Genomic DNA, 17,196 nt, shown 5'->3' with positions numbered 1-17,196 from the left:
AACTTATTTTTATGATTGTGAATAGATAAAGGCTAGGAAACTCATCTTTCATCTTGAGATAAAAGATCATTTTATTCAATGCATTCCTCATTAATCAATTGCAAATCAGTCTATTTAAATAGCTCGAATCAAAAGGTTCCAATGATTTTTTTCATCAAAGATAGAGATTCACAATATTAAGTATTAAAGCAAAATCTTTTGTAAAGATCAGAAGACTTCTTATTACGATGCTCTATGTAAAAGCCGTATAAATTCTCCTGCTGATTTCAGAGTTAGATGCCAAAATCATCAAGAATAATATTTTCTCTTGGGATGCCATAATGATCTAATAAATTCAACACACTAGAATTATGTAAAGGAGGCCCGCAGACGTAGTAAAGAGAGTCTTCTGGCTCCTCCATATGGATCAATTGTCCAAGCTCAAATGCTTTAAAGAGATAGTTTGTGTGAATCGGATCATTCCCTGGCCATCCGCTTTCAAGATCCTCTGAAAGAGGTTCAGAAAGCACTAAGTGATACCGAAAATTTTTATAATCTCGATCAAGTTCTTCGTACTCTTTTTGATAAATATTTTCTTTCAATGAACGAGCTCCATACCAAAAATCAACTTGACGATCTGTTTTTTCAGTTTTAAATAAATGCATAATATGGCTACGACTAAATGAAGAACCGGCACCTCCAATCAAGAAAATTACTGAACGATTGTCATGAATCATAAAAGATTCTCCGTACGGACCTGATAATTTCAGTTTATCTCCAGGTTTAAGGCTAAAGGCATAACTGGAACAGATCCCCCAAGGAATGTTTTTCGCAATCTCTTCTTTAAGAAAAGGAGGAGTGGCAATGCGAATATTAAACTTTAATGTCCTTTCTTCTGCAGGATATGATGCTAATGAATAAGCACGAATGACATCATCTGAATGAAGATCACTAAAATTCACTAGTCGTCCAAATAATCCAAATTTCTCCCAATCCTCATAGAATTTTGGATCCATTGTCTCTTTCCATTGATCGGTATTTGTTTTAAATGGAGGAACATGAAATTGCAAATATCCACCTGATTGATAGGGAATCTCTTCCCCTTCTGGTAACTGAACGACTAATTCTTTAATAAAAGTGGCTACATTTTCATTAGTCAAAACCGTTGCCACCCACTCTTTAACCTCAAGATAACGCTCTTCCACATGAACATGGAGGTCATGCTTGACTTTCAATTGACAAGAAAGTCGCCATCCTTCTTTAAGCTGTTTTTTTGTAAAAGTACTTTTATCAGTTTCTAAAGGCTCCTCTAAACCTTCAAGAACTCGAAGTTGACATTGTTTGCAAGTCGCCTTTCCACCACAAGGAGATGGAACTGGAATGCCTTCTGAGGTTAAAGCTGCAAGCAAGGTCTGACCCCCAGAAACAACTTTAGTCAGTGATTCATTTTCATTAATACGGATCGTGCAAGGAGTGGTTCTGACAAATTTCCTCTTTGTGAAAAGAATCATCACAGTGAGGATTAGTCCAATAAAAACAAATGCAACAATGGCGACTAGTGTGAGAGCTAGTCCCTGAATAAAATATAAAAACATCATATATTTTATTTTACTCTCTGGATCCTCACTTTTCAATATCATAAATTCTAAACAAGAGGAGAGGTTATCCCCCCTCTCCTCTTGTTTTCACACAACTAGAAGATTGTGAATGATATCTTATGAAAAAAAACTTAAAAATAAACTACTGATAAAAAGTTATTTAAATAAAAACATCCCTATCTATTCCTCATATCTATATCATGCTCTTTTTCCCTATTCCAACCAAATAAAGGATCACTAGGTCTTTAAGTCATTGATTTATGATTAGATGGACTTCTATTAGCATGCGCTCTCTTTTCTCTTCTTAAATCCACCAAATCGAAATTCTCATGATTCCAATCTGAGAGAGAAAAGAGTCGCAATTTATTGAAAAAGATGGTAGCCTTTGCAAAATTGTTTTAAAAAAATAGGAATCATCTATGGGTACATTAAAGATCCACAGCGAAAATATCTTACCCATCATTAAGAAATGGCTTTATTCAGATAAAGATATCTTTGTACGAGAGCTTGTGTCAAATAGCTGCGATGCAATTTCAAAACTGAAAACCATCACTCCTTCTGCTGAAAACTGGCGAATTGATATCAAAATTGATAAAGAGAAACGAGAGTTGGTTTTTTCGGATAATGGCATTGGAATGGATCGTGAAGAAGTTGAAAACTACATTGCACAGATTGCTTTTTCTGGAGCTGAAGAATTTGTAAATAAGTATCAATCAGATAAAGAAGAAGATCAGATCATTGGCCATTTTGGATTAGGTTTTTACTCAGCCTATATGGTGGCTGAAAAGGTAGAAATTCAAACTCTCTCTTATCAGAAAGAGGCGAAACCTGTCTATTGGAGTTGTGATGGATCTGTGAACTATACCCTAGATCAAGGCAACAGAGAGGAAGTGGGAACGACAGTCATCTTAACTCTACCAGAAGCAGAAAACGAGTATTTAGATGAGGCTAAGCTCAGAAAAATTCTTCATCATTATTGTAGTTTTCTTTCCTATCCCATTTTTCTTAATGATAGACAAATTAATGAAACTCCCCCCTTATGGGTAAAAGCGCCTTCTGATTGTACAGATCAAGAATATTTGAGTTTTTATCGCCATCTTTTCCCTATGGAACCCGATCCTCTTTTTTGGGTCCATTTGAATGTAGATTATCCATTTCATCTTAAAGGGATTCTTTATTTTCCCAAACTTTCACGAGATTCTGAATTAAAAAAAGAGACGATCAAACTCTTTTGCAACCGAGTATTCGTTTCAGATAACTGTCGTGATTTACTTCCTGATTATCTGACTATTTTGCGCGGAGCTATTGACAGTCCTGATATTCCATTGAATGTCTCAAGAAGCTATTTACAAATGGATCAAACAGTGCGTCAATTAGGATTCCATATTTCTAAAAAAATTTCTGATAGACTATCTGCACTTTATCTAAGTGAAAAGGAAAAATTCCTTTCCTATTGGGAAGATATTGAATTGATCGTCAAATTTGGAGCTCTACAGGACAAGAAATTCTATGAACGTGTGAAGGACCTTATTGTTTGGAAAAACAGTGATCGTGAATGGACCACGATCAAAGCTTACCAAGAACGTCATCCTAATGAAACCATTTATTACACAACAGAAGAGGGGTATATTCTTGATCTTTATCGCAATAAAGGGATAGAAGTACTATTTATTCATAGTGCTATGATTGATCAAGCAATGATCCAATTTCTTGAAAAAGAGACAAATGCTACCTTTAAGCGCATTGATTCTCACCTAGATGAAAAAATTTTAGATGCTTCGAAAGAAAAAAATCTTCTTGATGCAGAAGGAAGGAGCGAGTCAGCAAGATTAGCTGAGTTTTTTCATAAAAAACTCAATATAGAAGTAGAGGCAAAAAGCCTTGCTTCTGAAGCGATGCCTGCTTTTCTTATGCTTAAAGAAGAAGAACGTCGTTTAAGAGATCATTTAGCTTACCAAAGTCATCAACCTACAAATGAGTTTATAAAGCCTACCTTTGTGATTAATACAAATAGCAAGTTAATTAATGCGATCCATGCTGTTGAGAAGACAGACCCCGATCTTGCAAAAGAAATGGCTCATGAAGTTTATGACTTAGCGCGTCTTTCACAAAAAGAAATAGATCCTGAAGGACTAAGAAAATTTATCAAAAGAAGCAACGAAGTTCTTGAAAGACTAGTCTCTAAAATTTCCAATACTTAATTGGTGATAAAACTTCATTCCCTCTTAAATTTTACTGGGAATAATAGGTTCTAGCTGGAGCTTTCTTCAGCCTTTATTGTGGACTCTTCTTCCATCTGACTTTCTTTGGCTTTCACTTCTGTGATTGCTCCTTTGATCACCTCGATTTTAGAACCATCAACCATTTTTAGAACGACTGTCTGCTCTTTCAATCGATCGATAGTCCCTATAATCCCCATCGCTGTCACTTTATCCCCCTTTTTCATTGCACTGCGTTTTTTTTCCATGGATTTACGCCGCTTTTGTTCGGGACGCCAAAGAATAAAGTAAAAAAAGACGACAGCAACCGCCACCATAATCAGTGTCTGCCAAAAAGAGCTTGGATTTTGAGGAGTCTCTTCACCTGCAAAGAGAGAAAAAGAAGATGAAAATAACAAAAAACTGGCAATAATTTTTTTGATCATGGTCTTACCTTAGGATAATTGATTAGAAAAGAAAGTCTAACAGAAAATAGAAAGGAATTTCAAGTGATCCTGACGAATTTTTAAAATTTCATCGATTACCTCATGAAAATAGAAAAGGCTTTTAAGTCTTTTCCCCAATGTTTGACACTTAAAAGCCTTTTAAAATCTAAATAAGAGTATAATTTATTTTTTGCGTTTTTTAGGTAACTTAGCTGTGACTCTTTTACTCGAGAGGGTTTTTTTTGAAATTGCCATGTGCTTAGGGGCAGTGTTCTTTTTAGCGGCACTACTCACAGGAGCTTTTTTTCTCTTAGCCAGTTGTTTCCTTGCAGGGGCTTTTTTAACTTGAGTTTTTTTAAGAGTAGAAGCCGATTTTTTTACCTTCCCTATTTTTTCTGCTTTTACCGACTCTTTACGATAAAGTTTTGCTGCTTTTTCTAACTTAATTGAACAAGTTCGTACACGCTGAGCTGCTGCTCTATTTCCTAACTCTGCTTTATCCAAATCTGCTTGGATCACATCAAGAAGAGATCTCATGATTTTGCATGTATTCTTTAAAGTCATATCAGTTTTCCTCCAATTGTATAAAAAAGTGTTTTATCAATTTAATAAGTCTCTCGTTTGAAATTCTGCAACACTTTTCTCAATTTTTCTGTTAATCTTTTTAAGTGATGAAAAGTGGACATTTCCTACTTATTTCTTGGTTAGTTCTGACTGCGTTTTCGAGTGGAGAGCAGGAAAAAGAGCTCCGTATCCTTCACCAAACAGCAGAAGGAGCGATAAGAAAAAAAAAATTTGCAGAAGCTAAGGAAGCTTATAGCCAACTGATTAATCAGATTGGCGTCCATACATCCCAAAAATATAATGTCACATGGTCCACCTATATCGATGCCATCCTACGCTTTGCTGAAACATGCGAAAAATTAGGAGAAATGGAAGAAGGGGCAAATGCTCTTACAAAACTTTTAGATTGCCAACCTCCAATAGTGCATATTCCTAGAATCAAACTTATGCATGCTCGTCTTGCCTTGGGGCAAAAATCTTCAGGAGAGATTTTCAGACAGATCAAGAGTGTGATGGAACAAGCTTCAGTCAAAGGATGGAAAAAAGAAGATCTCACTTTTTTTCATGCACTGGAATATTTGCTCAATGCCCAATATGACAAGTTAATGCATAAGGCCAAAAGATTTCTAGTCACTGGGTATCATCAAGAAGCTATTGCGCTTTATGAAGAGATTGATGGAGCTATTCAACGAGGTCACTATCCAAAAGCTTTATCACAAAATTCTCTCCTTCCAAAAAAAGTGCGTTATCAACTTGCAGAGAGTTACTATCAAGAGGCTCTTTGCTCTAAAGAGAAAATCTCAGATCAGATAAACCAAAATAAGATTTACCTTGCTACTCGCCTTTATCAAGAAAAAAAAGCCTATCAACAGGCCCTTGACTCTTTTGAAAACGCCTCTGAATCAGAAAGAGAAGTGTATGAAGAAGCTTTATTTGAAATCGGATATTTTTATTATCAGGTTGGGAATGAAAAGGAAGCTCGTCGTTATTTCAAGCGACTTCGTGATTCCCATACTAAACCTTCTTTAGTGGCTGCCCTTTACTTAGCAAAAATAGATCTTAAAGAGGGAAAATCAGAGAATGTTGAGAAATTTTTAGCTCCTTTTGAGAAGCTCATTGATGGGGATCCTCTATCTTGTGAATGGTACTATCAGCGTGCTCAAGCTGCTTATGCCTCCTGCAATTATCACCTAGCAAAGATCTTCTTTAAAAACTCTCTTGTGAATCGCAAATTAGCTAATGACTGGGATCTCGACGCACTTTTTCATCTTGGATGGTGTGAGATATATTTGGCTAACGATGCTCAAGAAAAGATCAGTCAAATTTTATTATTAAAGGCGGAAAAAATTTTTCAATATCTTCTAAATACCTATCAGAATAAAGAAGGGGTTGCTTTAGCGATGGGACGCTTATACCTCACACGTTGGTATCAATTTCATGATGCTGATGCTTTAATGCTCATCGATGATCTGCTACTTCCCTACGAAACATTAGAGGCTTTTTTGATCCGTGCTGAAGCAGCTCAAAGTTATTTAACAAAGGAAGATTTGTTTCAACAAGCAACACAAGAACAATTCAAACCCCATCCAGCTTATCCAGATGTTTGGTATAAAAGAGGCTTAAACCATCTTGAAGAAGGGATAAAAAAAAGCCCAAATCATTCTTTCTATTTTGAACGTGCTATAGAGGCATTTACACATTTTTTTGATTGTTTTGAAAATACCCATACTCTGCAAACACCAGGCATAGTGGTCTCTCAACCAACTCATCCCAATTATCATTTCTCCTCTTCCTCTCTTAAAGATCTGCAAAGACTCTTTGGTACATTCAATACTCTTTCTAAAGAAAGAGAGGAGATACTTTACTTGGGTGGGCTTATGACTTTGTCTTTATCGGACTTTGACAAAGCTAAAGAAGCTTTATTAGCTGTAATTGATAAAAATGGCAAATACTGCGAAAATGCACTCTACTTCCTTGCTCAACTTTACAATAGACAGCATCTTTACGATCAAGCCTCTGAAACCTTTGCGAATTTAGGTAAGATCTACCCTTGTTCTCCATTAGCTGACCGCGCATGGTTTCATGCTGCTGAAGCAGCTCTAAAATCGGGCAACCAAACAGATTTCCAGCTACGTAGCCAAGTCTATAAAAATTATCCTGATACACCTAGAGCAGCTGAAGCCTATTTTTCCCAATATTCCTACGAAACCTATCTCTCAGGAGATAGTCATGCATTAATCCATCTTAAAAGCTTTACAACTCTCTTTCCTCACTCTCCTATTTTAGTGGCTGTTTATTACCTTATCGGTGTCAATGCTAACGAACCGCAAGAAGCAAAAGAAGCTTTTGAAATGGCCATTCAAGCTTTTTCTCTTTGTCTAACTGACGAACTACCCGACACCTTTTTTATCTATTTTCGGTATCAAGCCATGGTAGATTTAGCTCATATTTTTTTAGAAGAAAACTCGGCATCCAGTTTAGAAAGAGCTCACCATATTCTCAAGACCTGCATCGAAGATTTTTCTAATCCTCATCATTTTGCTTCTTTATTGATGAATCAAAATCTCTATCCCTGTATTTATCAAAAAGGAGAATATCTTCTCTTACAAGCCTACCGTAAAAGTGGAAACACACTGGGTGTTCAAGCACAACTGACAAAAATGCGGGATCATTTTGAACAAGCAGGAATCAAAGAAGGCTACTATTTCTCACGAATGTGGCATGATCAAGGAGAGATAGCCTATACGTCTCATGATTTTTCCACGGCCATTCAATGTTTTCATATTGCTCAAGAGTGTGGAACGAGTGACTTTTCTGAAGAAGAACTCTTCTCTCTTACTATTAAAAAACATACCCTATCTAGTCAATGAAGAGAAATTTAGTCAATTTCAATTCATGAGAAAAGATGCCTCCAGCTCTATCCACTTTTTAGCTTATCTAAGCAAGTGATACCTTCTAAGAAGCGGATCTAGGGTAATTCCCTTGCGCTTGATTCCTATAACTCAGATATCGACCCAGGGTCACGATAAGATCTGGAATAAGAAACAGTAACCCGAGTTGTAGAATCTCTAACACCCCACGAATCACGCTGATACATCTAAAACTTAAAGAGACATCTCGCTGATTTAAGGCATTAAGAGTACGAAATTTACTTATACCTGCTAGGATAGAAAAAATAGGGAGGTAGCCCAAAAATCGAACAAAATTAAACGCTTGTATGTGAAAAATTCCTGGTTGAAGGCGATATAGTAATCTCCATGAAGAAGACAGATAATATGTATTGCTAGGATAAAAACCAAAACAATCACTAATTGCAGACATAACCTCTCTTATTTGATTTAAAATCAAATAAGAGAGGTTATGTTAGTATTAGATTTTTTGAAAGTTAAATCTAGAAAATTTTTTTTTGGAATAATGTCTAATGGATACAAATTAAAAGAAATTAACATTCTAAGATTTTTTTCTGAATAACGACACAGAAGTCGTCTACCATCACCTTTATGAACTGTACAAAGAATCCCTCTATCTATCTGTAAAGTTAAGATCTCAAATACCGATATTGCTCTATCTTACTTTCGAACTGGCCAAGTCCTTCTCCATCTTCCTTATGACTCAGATATCGAGCGAAGGTCACAATCAGATCTGGAATAAGAAACAATAACCCGAGCTGTAGAATCTCTAACACTCCACGAATGACATTGACGACTCTAAAACCTAAAGGTGCCTTCTGGTAAAAGGACATAGAAGAAATTCTTGTGATACCTGATATGACTGAAAAAATGGGAACATAGCCAAAAACAAGGCGTCCTCTGCACCATTTTTCGAGCACTTTCTTATCATCTTCCTTAACCTCAGATATCGATCTATTCCAATGCGAAGAGGAAAAAAATGCATCTTTAGGATAAAAACCAAAACAGTCACTGATTCCAGACATGAGTCTTCTTATTTAATAAAATAAATATTTTAAATGATCTAGAAATAGAAAAAAAGTAATTTTATCATCTCTTCAATACTTTATCTATGTATTTTTGGTAATTTTCGTAGTAGGGATTGAGTTGACGTGAGTATCGACTTTTTCGGATCTCCTGAGCAGAGATTCTTGAAATCAGCTGATGTAACCTCTTCTGAGGCTGATTTCTATGACTCACAACATATCGAGCGAGTGTTACAATCAGATCTGGAATAAGAAACAATGGCCCCAGCTGTAGAATTTCTAAGACTCCACGAATCACATTAACCACCCTAAAACCTAATGGAACACTCGCCTCTCCTTTCTGGAGTCCATTCTTACTACAGCAAGCATAAATCCTTAATATCCCTCCTAATATTGAGATAATAGGAATATAACCAGCTATCTGGATAAACATGAATCCAATTTTTGCTGCTCCAGAACTATACTGGTTGATTTTCCAAGGAGAAGAATCAAAGGAAGATTGAGAACAATAAAATCCAAAAGAATGGCTGATGTGAGGTCCTTCTTGATTAGAATTTTTAGTTGATAAATGAGTGAAAGCTTTCTCAGGATAGAAAGGATGATATTGACTAATATTCGACATGAAAATCTTCCTGGGATTATAAGTAATTTAATTTATTATTATATACTATATATTATTTAAAGTCAAAATATAATATAAATTAAATATTTTAATAAGATAATATATAATTATCGGAAAAAACTAAAAAATTTGTTTTACAAAAAAATCATTTTTCACAAACTTCTTATTCTTTGAGTAGAAAAATGAGAACTGCCTGAAATTTATTTAAGGAAATGAAAATACTCTAAAAGAGTCGCAGCTCTATGGTCCCAAGTATGTTCATTTAAGACTTGAGTCTGTAGTCTGTATGCGACTTCTTGCCAATCTTTAAATTGTTGATCCTCCCATTTACCATACTGATAACAATATCCCCCTTCATGAGTACTTAGAACAGCAGCTCCACAAAGAGCAGCATAAAGAATCCTTTCATGTAATCCTCTTTTAAATCTTGGGGAACTATTTACAACCACTTGTGCTTTTTGCATGATTTTAATTGCCTGATCAAAAGAGACTGGTGGATGAATAGTAGCATATGGAAGATACTTTTTCCAGGGACCCTGGCCCCAAATATGTATTTCATGGCTTTTCAGAGCAGAGAGTAGCCGGATACGATCATAGAATCGTACACACAGATCCACTTCAGTATGATAATGGACAAGGCGTTCTTGAGGGATTCCCAATTCAATCAAGGCTTGTAAAATAGAAAGGGTTTGAGAGGAAAGGACACGGTTCGTAGCATGCAAAACGATCTCTTCTTGTACGAGATATTCGACACAAGACCCAAAAAACACCACTTCATAGAGACGTTCTTTCCCCGGTGGAGTAAGAAGATTACGATCTGCTCCATGTGGAAGATAAAAAACATTTTTAAAATTCAATTCTTGTAAAAATTTGAGATCTCCATAATCAACACAGCTTACCCACGAATACTGACCAAGAAGCTGAGGGAGACAATAGATAGCTGGATCAACTAATAAAGAAAGATGGGGAATTTGCCACAGATCTCCAATAGGTTGACCAGATAGATGAATATTAGAAAATGAACAGGTAAGATCTGGTGGGTCAGCCATAATTTGATGAAAAGCATGAAAAAACTCGCCTTCACCGATCCAATGAAGACGCGTATCGACTCCCATTCTTTCAAGTGCTTTTGCAAAAGCTTTTGCAAAATGGAGTGTTGACCCGTATCTATTCTCTGCGACCAAGAAATCAATTTTCATGATAAGAAGAGAGGTAGTGGAAAAAATCAGGAAGATGTTTCTCTGCGAGAAAGCGAGGAATGCGATACTGAGGATATTCACCAGATATATTTGTCTCATGTATTACATGGACAACTCTTCCTGTAGCATCCTTCTCCATGCCTATAGTCCATCCAGCTGCTTTCACAGCAAAATAAAAACTTCGATCTTCAGAAAGATCTTTGTCTTGGAAATAGCATGTTTTTGTAATAGCTTTTCGATAAGCATAGGAAAATCCATATCCAGTTTGCCCTTTTTCGTTAAGCATAGAGACCTGGGATTTTTGCTCAGATCCAAAATCAATCTCTCGCACACGCATACCCAAAAGAGCATCTATCATAAATTGTGTACGTGCTATTTCATCAGTTGCCCAATAGTAGGTCTGTTTTGATTTCAAATCATAGGAAAACCAAGAATGTGCTGTGTAAAAATCATAGTGAACAAGCTGCTGAAGAATAAAATTTCCATAATCAGCAGCATAATAGTCATCATCATCCAAATGGATAATCACATCTCCTGAGGCTCTTGCAATCAAATGATTGCGCTTGGCTCCAATACTGATTATCGATTCATGATGGATATAAATCACTCGTGAATCCTTGAAAGTCACAGGGTGATGACCAGAATCGTAAATAAGCCACTCCCAGTCAGAGACTGTTTGTTTTAAAACTAATGAATAGAGTCCTTGAAGAAAGTGAGGCCTATCAGCGGTTGGAGTGATAAAACTAATTTTCATAAAAACATTTCTATTATGAAGTTTTAACAATATGATCTATTAGTTGGCTAACTTGAGTTTCCCAGGTATGATTCTGGATCTCTTCTTGATAGTCTTGTAAAGCCTCTAACCTATGTTGATCATCAGCAAGATAAAATAAAACCTGCTCATGTAGATCCTCTAAATCAGCCCTAAGCGGAAGAGAGCCTCCTGCTGCCGCAGCGAGCCTCCAAGAAGTATCAAGAGGATCAAGGATCACAATTTTGCTTTCTGTGAAGAGATCAAAGTGAGCAGTATAAGGAAGAGATGGGTGGAGATGAATCCCTTCTGCATTTGGAAGGCGTAGGTACCAGTCTCTACCTATATGATCTCCAAACACATCTAAAGGATAATCCCTACAACTTGTAATCACTCGATAGGCTCTCTTAGCTTTTAGATATTCTTCGATGATGCCAATTTTGTATTTAAGAGTAAGAGAATCAGAGGAATTTTTCAATAATTCATAGATAGAATATCCTAAATTAGCTTGAGTAATGACATCATTAATCCTATCGATTTCTGGATCTGAAAATACTTCGATCCATCTCTTTCTTAAACAATTCGTATCTACCAAAGGTGAAAGAAAAATGACATCAAAATAGGGCTTTTTAGAAGTGAGTGGCTTGACGCCATGAGGAAGATAGAGTGTTCTAGGCAAGTTAGTTGGATTGGGTAAGGCTAATGTTCCGTATTCAGAAGTCAAAAAGTGTGCTCCTTCTGATAGAGAATTCATTACCCACATCAATTGAGAAACACCCACCAAGTCACCAAGAGGAGATTGATAGGGAAGAATCGATTGGAAACTGATCATGGTCACTGGAGGATCTTTCTCTAAAAGCTGAAGATAATCTTGTAAAACTCCGTCAAAAAGAAGAACTTTTTTGTACAAGATTCCAAGTTTCTCAAATTCAAAAATGATCTGTTTAGCCATATAATTTTCATAGGTAGATTCAATCGAAGAAGTTAATAAAAGATCAATACGCATCTTCAATGGCCTTTATGAGTTGTATTAAAGAGATCCTCCTCTCTATCCTACATGTTTGCTGTTCATTTTGATCATATCTAATATGAGAAGCTTTTTCAATTATACGATAAGTAGATCCTTAATCACCAAACTCGTTGTTAAAATAGATGAAAGCCATCATTAGATGTCAATGGGCAAGATGGTCAATGAATATAAGAGGATTCCGAAAAACTCATTCCTTTTATAATTGCTTCTGCAATTGTGTTAAACTTACTTCTTCTCCAAAAACGTAATGATAGATTTTTTGACGCGCTTCTGCTAAGTGATCTGGTCGATCAAGTTCTTGGAATAGACGTTTTGGATTCCTCACTGTGATTCCCCAACTCACCTCTTTTTTTCCTAAAAAAAAGATTGGACGATTAAAAGCAAGAAAATCGTAAGCTACTGATGATTCATCTCCTAAATAAATATCTACTTGGTTAAGAAAAGGATAGATCAAAGGAATCTCATCAATAAAATGAAATTTTGTATATTCTTCTTTCATCTGAACTATCTGATCAGGAAAAAGACGATAAGTGTAGGGATGCAATTTAACATATACTTGGTATTCTTCAGGAATCTGATTGAGAATAGAACGGTAAGCCGAAAAAGCCTGACAAGGGTCAGGATAACTCCATGTGGGTGCCCAAAGAATGGTTTTTTTTTGAGGATCCGGCGAAAAGTGGGGGTGAAGCAATCTATCAAAAAAATTTTGGTGGTGTTTGTAAAATGCATATCGCAAATTCCCAATCCGTATGATCTTTTTCAATCGTTTGAAAATTCCCTTCTGCTTCAAATAATCGACTAAATGCTCTCCATAAATTAAAATGACATCCTCATCAAGATAACGCTCAATCCAAAATATTTGACGAAATTTATCAGGATTCCCATGAAACCCTGCGATTGTTTTAAAATGCCCATGGTAAACAGCGTCTCCAAATTGAACAGCACGACTATGTAAACGGCAAGGTTCGACCACATAAAAAGTTTGGTAAGTGGATAAATCTCCCTCTATAATCTTGATTTCAGGATAAAATTGAGCAGCACATGTTGCCACCCATTCATCCGAACAATGGAGAGGAATATTCATTAGATAGCAAATGGGGGCGAGATGGTCAAGAAAAGAGGTCCTTGGTCCAGGAATTACCCCTACACTTTTAGAGACCATAAAGTTTGCAATCCTTCTGATAGAGATTCTTGATCTTATCTGGATTAGGATCAAAAAGAAGAGGAATACGTTCTCGAGCTATTGCAGGGTCAAATCGTTCAGAAACACGGGCAAGATCTGGAGGAGAAAGATCCTGGCTTAACTTATTCACAAGATCTTCCAAATCAGGAATACAAAAAGCAGGTTGATGTCCATACATCTTTCCTGTGGTATTAACAAAAGTGACTAGATCCTTAAATAAATAAGGATGTGTACTACAATTCAACACAATACAAGGAATCCCCAATCCTAAGGCTTCTACCACCACATGACTTCCTCCTTCTGCTCCAGAAGGATGGAGAAGCAGATCAAATTGTCTATAGAGTGCTAAAACATCAGGGAAAGGTGTATAGCTGGAATCCCATATTAGCCATTCTTCTTCTTGGTATACTTCTAAGATCTTTTTCATAAAGCCTTTATAGGCAGGATAGGGGCTCTTTTCACAAAAATCCCCTTTGAGATAAAGAAGAACATCTTCTCCTTTTTCGACAAGACGACGAACAGCTTCAATAGCAAATTCACAATTTTTTCCATATTCTAATCGCGCAACTGTGCCAATCAGCCGTTTTTTTGACTTTCTGATCTCAAAATTTGATTTTTCTACTTTATCATCCGTCACATAACAATGTGGAAGATATAGCATCTTCCCCTGATCAAGGCCATAGGTCTCTCCTCGCTCATTAGCAAGGAGAGATTCGGTAATGAGTAGATGAGCAGGTGCGTAAAGTTTAGGTAAGATCCGTTCATTAGGATGGTGAGCATAGAGTTTTGCAACAACGTAGTGAGAATGACAAAGATCCGTTGCAAAAAGCGCTGCTAACCCAAAACACCAACTTAGTACAAGAGCAATTTGAGCTTTAGGCAAAGAAAGAGACGTGAGCCCCTCAATCGGGGAATACCCTCCATCAGCTAAATCATAATTGAGCCAGCCATACGGTTCATAAAGTTCTCCCATCAAATCGATCAGATCAATAGTAGGAAAAGTGGAAAATCCAGCCTCCTTGATGAGTTTCTCCATCTTGTATGCTAAGACTCTTTCTCCCATACCTGTACGCGTATGACCAAGAATAAGAAAAGAATTTTGATTTACATTCTGTGTAAGAGACACAATAGCTCGATCCACTCTAACTGATGCAAGTCATAGCCTATTTTCTCATTCACCAACAGCCTTTTTTCGATAGGAAATTTTTATTAGATAAATCTTGTAATAGAGAAAGACAATAGACTTATTCGATAGGGTTTACACACCCACAACCTACAAGCTTCGACAACACTTACCAGTGGTGCTTGCGGTAATTGCAAAGACCAAGAAAGAAATACCAACAGCCCCTAATAGACTAAAACCAATCTGAGATCCAGTAATCGCAAAACCAGCCATCCCTAACGCACCAACAACAATAGGCACAAGAGTCGATATAATCCATGTCCAAGGAACAAAATCGTAGATCTTACTTTCACGATTGAGTGTAGCACATGTAATCACAGCCATAATACACGAAAGAGCGCCTAAACCAACCGCAACCTTCGCTATGGTTAAAAAAGAAAAAACCCCAGAAGCTCCTAAAGATCCAAGTATCGCACAAGCCACTGCACTGATTAACAACCCATTCCAACCTATCTTTTCTATTCTTTTTCTGCATGGTGAGACTGAGGATATTTGTGCAGGTTCTGAGGATATTTGTGCAGGTTGTTGATCTAGGCTAATTTTTGTCTTTTTGCCTATTTCCTTCTTTTTTTCCATTTCCCAAGTATGCATAGGACCATGGAAACTCAAATAAAATATGAATGTAAGAGCAATCATTCCTAAAGGGAGAATAGGCACCATCAATAATCCCCATCCCACTTGAGCTGCAGTTAGACTACCACATACACCCAACATCCCCATAGTCAGAGATAAAAGAGTAGATATAGTCAATGAGACAGGAATAATATCGAATATACCTTTTCTACTTGTACATTTCCCTATCCATCGAGACTGCTTGTCAAATGATAGCAAACCCGTCACAACTCCTAACATCCCTACCCCAGACCCTAATATCCCGATAGTAGAAGAAGAAAACATCCCAGCAACCCCTAAAGATCCTAGTACTGTACAAGCAACAAGTGTAATCACTAGAAGATTGCCAGCAACTTTTTCAACCCTTTTTCGGGTGTGTTTGGTGGCATCACCTTTTGGAAGGTTGCTGGTTGGGGCAGAATTTGGATCTATTGAACCCAACAATGGATCACTCATATAATTTTTATGGTCACGATTTTAATTCACTTTCTAGGAAAGATTAAACTAAAAATCGCTATATTTTGTCAAATATCTTTCATACAGTAAGTTCTTTCTAACTAAGAAACAATCAAAAATAAATTTGATACTAAATTGGCAGGAGTTTTGCTTATTTTTTATTAAAAAATATATAGACCTAACATATGCCATCAATCAATCTCCATCCCTGGTATTCTGTCTGGATATCTCCAAGAAAAACCATGCAAAGCCTGCTAAAGGCTCATTCAAAAAAAACCCTTGTTTGGCTTGCTTTAATTCAAGGTGGCTTATGTTCTTTAACGATCTTTCCCTCTCCTTGGCAAATGGTTTTTTTCGATAAAAAACTGTTTTTTTATCTCTTTTTTTTGACTAAACAACTTATTTTAGGGGGAATTTTAGGTTTAGCACATCTTTATCTAGGAGGGTGGCTCTATAAAATTACAGGATCTTGGTTAGGAGGAAATGGATCATTTATTGATTTAAAATGCGCAGTCGGTTGGAGCAATTATCCTTTCATTATCGCGCAATTAACCAGTTATTTAGGAATGTGGACAATATTTACTCCCCAAATCCAACTGCTCTTTTCTCTAATCACAGTTTTAATCATTATTTGGGCTTTTGTCATTTTAGTGAATCTCATTGGAGAGGCTCACCATGTTTCTAACTCGAAAGGGTTTTTGATTTTAGCTATCGGTTGGATTTTACTCTTTACACTTCTTATGATTATGGGATTAACAATTTCTGTATTGGTTGGCATTGTCTAGCTTTCATCAATATCATCAACATCTGTACAATCTTGTTGATATCCTTTGATTTTAAATAATTTCCCCATCAACACAATCTCTTTATAGACCATATTTGGAGTACAATAGACCTCATTATTTTCATCTTTCACAAAGAGAGCATATCTCTTATTATCCTCTTTGAAATTATCTTCGAATTTTCTCAACTGATAGTTTTCTTTCTCTAAAAAGTCGAAATTATCTTTATTCATTCCTAGAGAAGAAAAATTATCTCCTAAATTAGACTCTAAATACTTCACTTTTTTTTCAAAAAGCATTCTCTGTCTTTTACGATATATTGGGAAAAACATTAGACCAAGAAGAGCGATTCCTCCTCCTACACTCATCATAATAACGGAATCTGTTTGATTTAAGGAAGTCGATAATCCTGCATTACCTCCACCCCACCATCCTTTCATAACTCCAAAAAAACCCAGTCCATTTACAGCTACAAAGACAGCTAAAACAATCAAGGTGATCCATAGATATTCTTTTTTCCCCCATGCTAAATGATAGGATTTACTCTCTTCTACTAAATTAAAATTATTTGTTTTTTCAATCATATATAAAATATTACAAAATAACTATTAATATATGATTAATTTTAAGTTACTAAAATAATTTTTATAGTAATAAAA

Annotated in this window: 16 protein-coding genes; 3 read left to right on the top strand and 13 right to left on the bottom strand. The window is 36.2% G+C overall.

Features of this window, described 5'->3' with window-relative positions; translation table 11 throughout:
* Nucleotides 1-272: 272 nt before the first annotated feature.
* A complete protein-coding gene (nqrF, locus tag R3E91_04820; GenBank protein MEZ5315511.1) occupies nt 273-1,574 on the bottom strand; it encodes an NADH:ubiquinone reductase (Na(+)-transporting) subunit F in 1,302 nt (433 codons plus the stop codon).
* A 422-nt stretch (nt 1,575-1,996) separates the two neighbouring features.
* On the opposite strand from nqrF, the gene htpG reads away from it, so the two are divergent.
* Nucleotides 1,997-3,778 carry a molecular chaperone HtpG gene (gene htpG, locus R3E91_04815; GenBank protein ID MEZ5315510.1) on the top strand — a complete coding sequence of 594 codons (1,782 nt, stop codon included), beginning with the start codon at nt 1,997-1,999 and terminating at the stop codon, nt 3,776-3,778.
* 50 nt (nt 3,779-3,828) lie between these two features.
* Here htpG and yajC read toward each other — a convergent pair whose 3' ends face one another.
* The gene (yajC, locus tag R3E91_04810; GenBank protein ID MEZ5315509.1) at nt 3,829-4,221 is read right to left on the bottom strand and encodes a preprotein translocase subunit YajC; all 393 of its coding nucleotides are present in this window, start codon (nt 4,219-4,221) and stop codon (nt 3,829-3,831) included.
* Between the two features lie 183 nt (nt 4,222-4,404).
* Nucleotides 4,405-4,785, bottom strand: coding sequence for a histone (locus R3E91_04805; protein ID MEZ5315508.1), 381 nt, complete (start codon nt 4,783-4,785; stop codon nt 4,405-4,407).
* 107 nt (nt 4,786-4,892) lie between these two features.
* Between R3E91_04805 and R3E91_04800 the strand changes: the two genes are divergently transcribed.
* A complete protein-coding gene (locus R3E91_04800; GenBank protein MEZ5315507.1) occupies nt 4,893-7,655 on the top strand; it encodes a tetratricopeptide repeat protein in 2,763 nt (920 codons plus the stop codon).
* 85 nt (nt 7,656-7,740) lie between these two features.
* Here the strand turns inward: R3E91_04800 and R3E91_04795 are convergent, their stop codons facing one another.
* The 9 genes from R3E91_04795 to R3E91_04755 form a co-directional block, all read right to left on the bottom strand.
* Nucleotides 7,741-8,106, bottom strand: a complete 366-nt coding sequence (locus R3E91_04795; protein ID MEZ5315506.1) for a hypothetical protein — start codon at nt 8,104-8,106, stop codon at nt 7,741-7,743.
* 217 nt (nt 8,107-8,323) lie between these two features.
* A complete protein-coding gene (locus R3E91_04790) occupies nt 8,324-8,719 on the bottom strand; it encodes a hypothetical protein (GenBank protein MEZ5315505.1) in 396 nt (131 codons plus the stop codon).
* Between the two features lie 64 nt (nt 8,720-8,783).
* Nucleotides 8,784-9,341 (bottom strand): hypothetical protein, encoded by a 558-nt coding sequence (locus R3E91_04785; protein MEZ5315504.1) that lies wholly within the window; start codon nt 9,339-9,341, stop codon nt 8,784-8,786.
* A 200-nt stretch (nt 9,342-9,541) separates the two neighbouring features.
* Nucleotides 9,542-10,540: a hypothetical protein gene (locus R3E91_04780; GenBank protein ID MEZ5315503.1), complete on the bottom strand. Its 999-nt coding sequence runs from the start codon at nt 10,538-10,540 to the stop codon at nt 9,542-9,544.
* Entirely contained in the window at nt 10,530-11,294 is a 765-nt protein-coding gene (locus R3E91_04775; protein MEZ5315502.1) for a glycosyltransferase family A protein, read from the bottom strand. The genes R3E91_04780 and R3E91_04775 overlap by 11 nt, the downstream gene beginning before the upstream one ends.
* Before the next feature lie 13 nt (nt 11,295-11,307).
* Complete coding sequence (locus R3E91_04770; protein ID MEZ5315501.1) at nt 11,308-12,297, bottom strand: hypothetical protein; 990 nt, start codon at nt 12,295-12,297, stop codon at nt 11,308-11,310.
* Between the two features lie 220 nt (nt 12,298-12,517).
* Nucleotides 12,518-13,483 carry a CDP-glycerol glycerophosphotransferase family protein gene (locus R3E91_04765; GenBank protein ID MEZ5315500.1) on the bottom strand — a complete coding sequence of 322 codons (966 nt, stop codon included), beginning with the start codon at nt 13,481-13,483 and terminating at the stop codon, nt 12,518-12,520.
* Nucleotides 13,473-14,630, bottom strand: a complete 1,158-nt coding sequence (locus tag R3E91_04760) for a glycosyltransferase family 4 protein (protein MEZ5315499.1) — start codon at nt 14,628-14,630, stop codon at nt 13,473-13,475. The genes R3E91_04765 and R3E91_04760 overlap by 11 nt, the downstream gene beginning before the upstream one ends.
* Nucleotides 14,631-14,777: 147 nt before the next feature.
* A complete protein-coding gene (locus tag R3E91_04755; protein ID MEZ5315498.1) occupies nt 14,778-15,755 on the bottom strand; it encodes a hypothetical protein in 978 nt (325 codons plus the stop codon).
* 185 nt (nt 15,756-15,940) lie between these two features.
* Here R3E91_04755 and R3E91_04750 point away from each other — a divergent pair, with 185 nt between their 5' ends.
* Nucleotides 15,941-16,540 carry a Yip1 family protein gene (locus R3E91_04750; GenBank protein MEZ5315497.1) on the top strand — a complete coding sequence of 200 codons (600 nt, stop codon included), beginning with the start codon at nt 15,941-15,943 and terminating at the stop codon, nt 16,538-16,540.
* On the opposite strand, the gene R3E91_04745 is transcribed toward R3E91_04750, so the two are convergent.
* Complete coding sequence (locus R3E91_04745) at nt 16,537-17,121, bottom strand: hypothetical protein (protein MEZ5315496.1); 585 nt, start codon at nt 17,119-17,121, stop codon at nt 16,537-16,539. The genes R3E91_04750 and R3E91_04745 overlap by 4 nt on opposite strands.
* Nucleotides 17,122-17,196: the final 75 nt, after the last annotated feature.

Source organism: Chlamydiales bacterium (assembly GCA_041395025.1).
Classification (GTDB): Bacteria; Chlamydiota; Chlamydiia; order Chlamydiales; family JAAKFR01; genus JAJACP01.
This window is presented reverse-complemented; position numbering and strand designations above follow the sequence as displayed.

Excerpts from the sequence above, each read along its gene's own strand:
- R3E91_04780 (MEZ5315503.1), bottom strand. The coding sequence starts at position 10,540 with ATGAAAATTGATTTCTTGGTCGCAGAGAATAGATACGGGTCAACACTC.
- R3E91_04800 (MEZ5315507.1), top strand. The coding sequence starts at position 4,893 with ATGAAAAGTGGACATTTCCTACTTATTTCTTGGTTAGTTCTGACTGCG.
- R3E91_04750 (MEZ5315497.1), top strand. The coding sequence starts at position 15,941 with ATGCCATCAATCAATCTCCATCCCTGGTATTCTGTCTGGATATCTCCA.
- nqrF (MEZ5315511.1), bottom strand. The coding sequence starts at position 1,574 with ATGTTTTTATATTTTATTCAGGGACTAGCTCTCACACTAGTCGCCATT.
- htpG (MEZ5315510.1), top strand. The coding sequence starts at position 1,997 with ATGGGTACATTAAAGATCCACAGCGAAAATATCTTACCCATCATTAAG.
- R3E91_04755 (MEZ5315498.1), bottom strand. The coding sequence starts at position 15,755 with ATGAGTGATCCATTGTTGGGTTCAATAGATCCAAATTCTGCCCCAACC.
- R3E91_04805 (MEZ5315508.1), bottom strand. The coding sequence starts at position 4,785 with ATGACTTTAAAGAATACATGCAAAATCATGAGATCTCTTCTTGATGTG.
- R3E91_04785 (MEZ5315504.1), bottom strand. The coding sequence starts at position 9,341 with ATGTCGAATATTAGTCAATATCATCCTTTCTATCCTGAGAAAGCTTTC.
- R3E91_04795 (MEZ5315506.1), bottom strand. The coding sequence starts at position 8,106 with ATGTCTGCAATTAGTGATTGTTTTGGTTTTTATCCTAGCAATACATAT.
- R3E91_04775 (MEZ5315502.1), bottom strand. The coding sequence starts at position 11,294 with ATGAAAATTAGTTTTATCACTCCAACCGCTGATAGGCCTCACTTTCTT.
- R3E91_04765 (MEZ5315500.1), bottom strand. The coding sequence starts at position 13,483 with ATGGTCTCTAAAAGTGTAGGGGTAATTCCTGGACCAAGGACCTCTTTT.
- R3E91_04790 (MEZ5315505.1), bottom strand. The coding sequence starts at position 8,719 with ATGTCTGGAATCAGTGACTGTTTTGGTTTTTATCCTAAAGATGCATTT.
- R3E91_04770 (MEZ5315501.1), bottom strand. The coding sequence starts at position 12,297 with ATGCGTATTGATCTTTTATTAACTTCTTCGATTGAATCTACCTATGAA.
- yajC (MEZ5315509.1), bottom strand. The coding sequence starts at position 4,221 with ATGATCAAAAAAATTATTGCCAGTTTTTTGTTATTTTCATCTTCTTTT.
- R3E91_04745 (MEZ5315496.1), bottom strand. The coding sequence starts at position 17,121 with ATGATTGAAAAAACAAATAATTTTAATTTAGTAGAAGAGAGTAAATCC.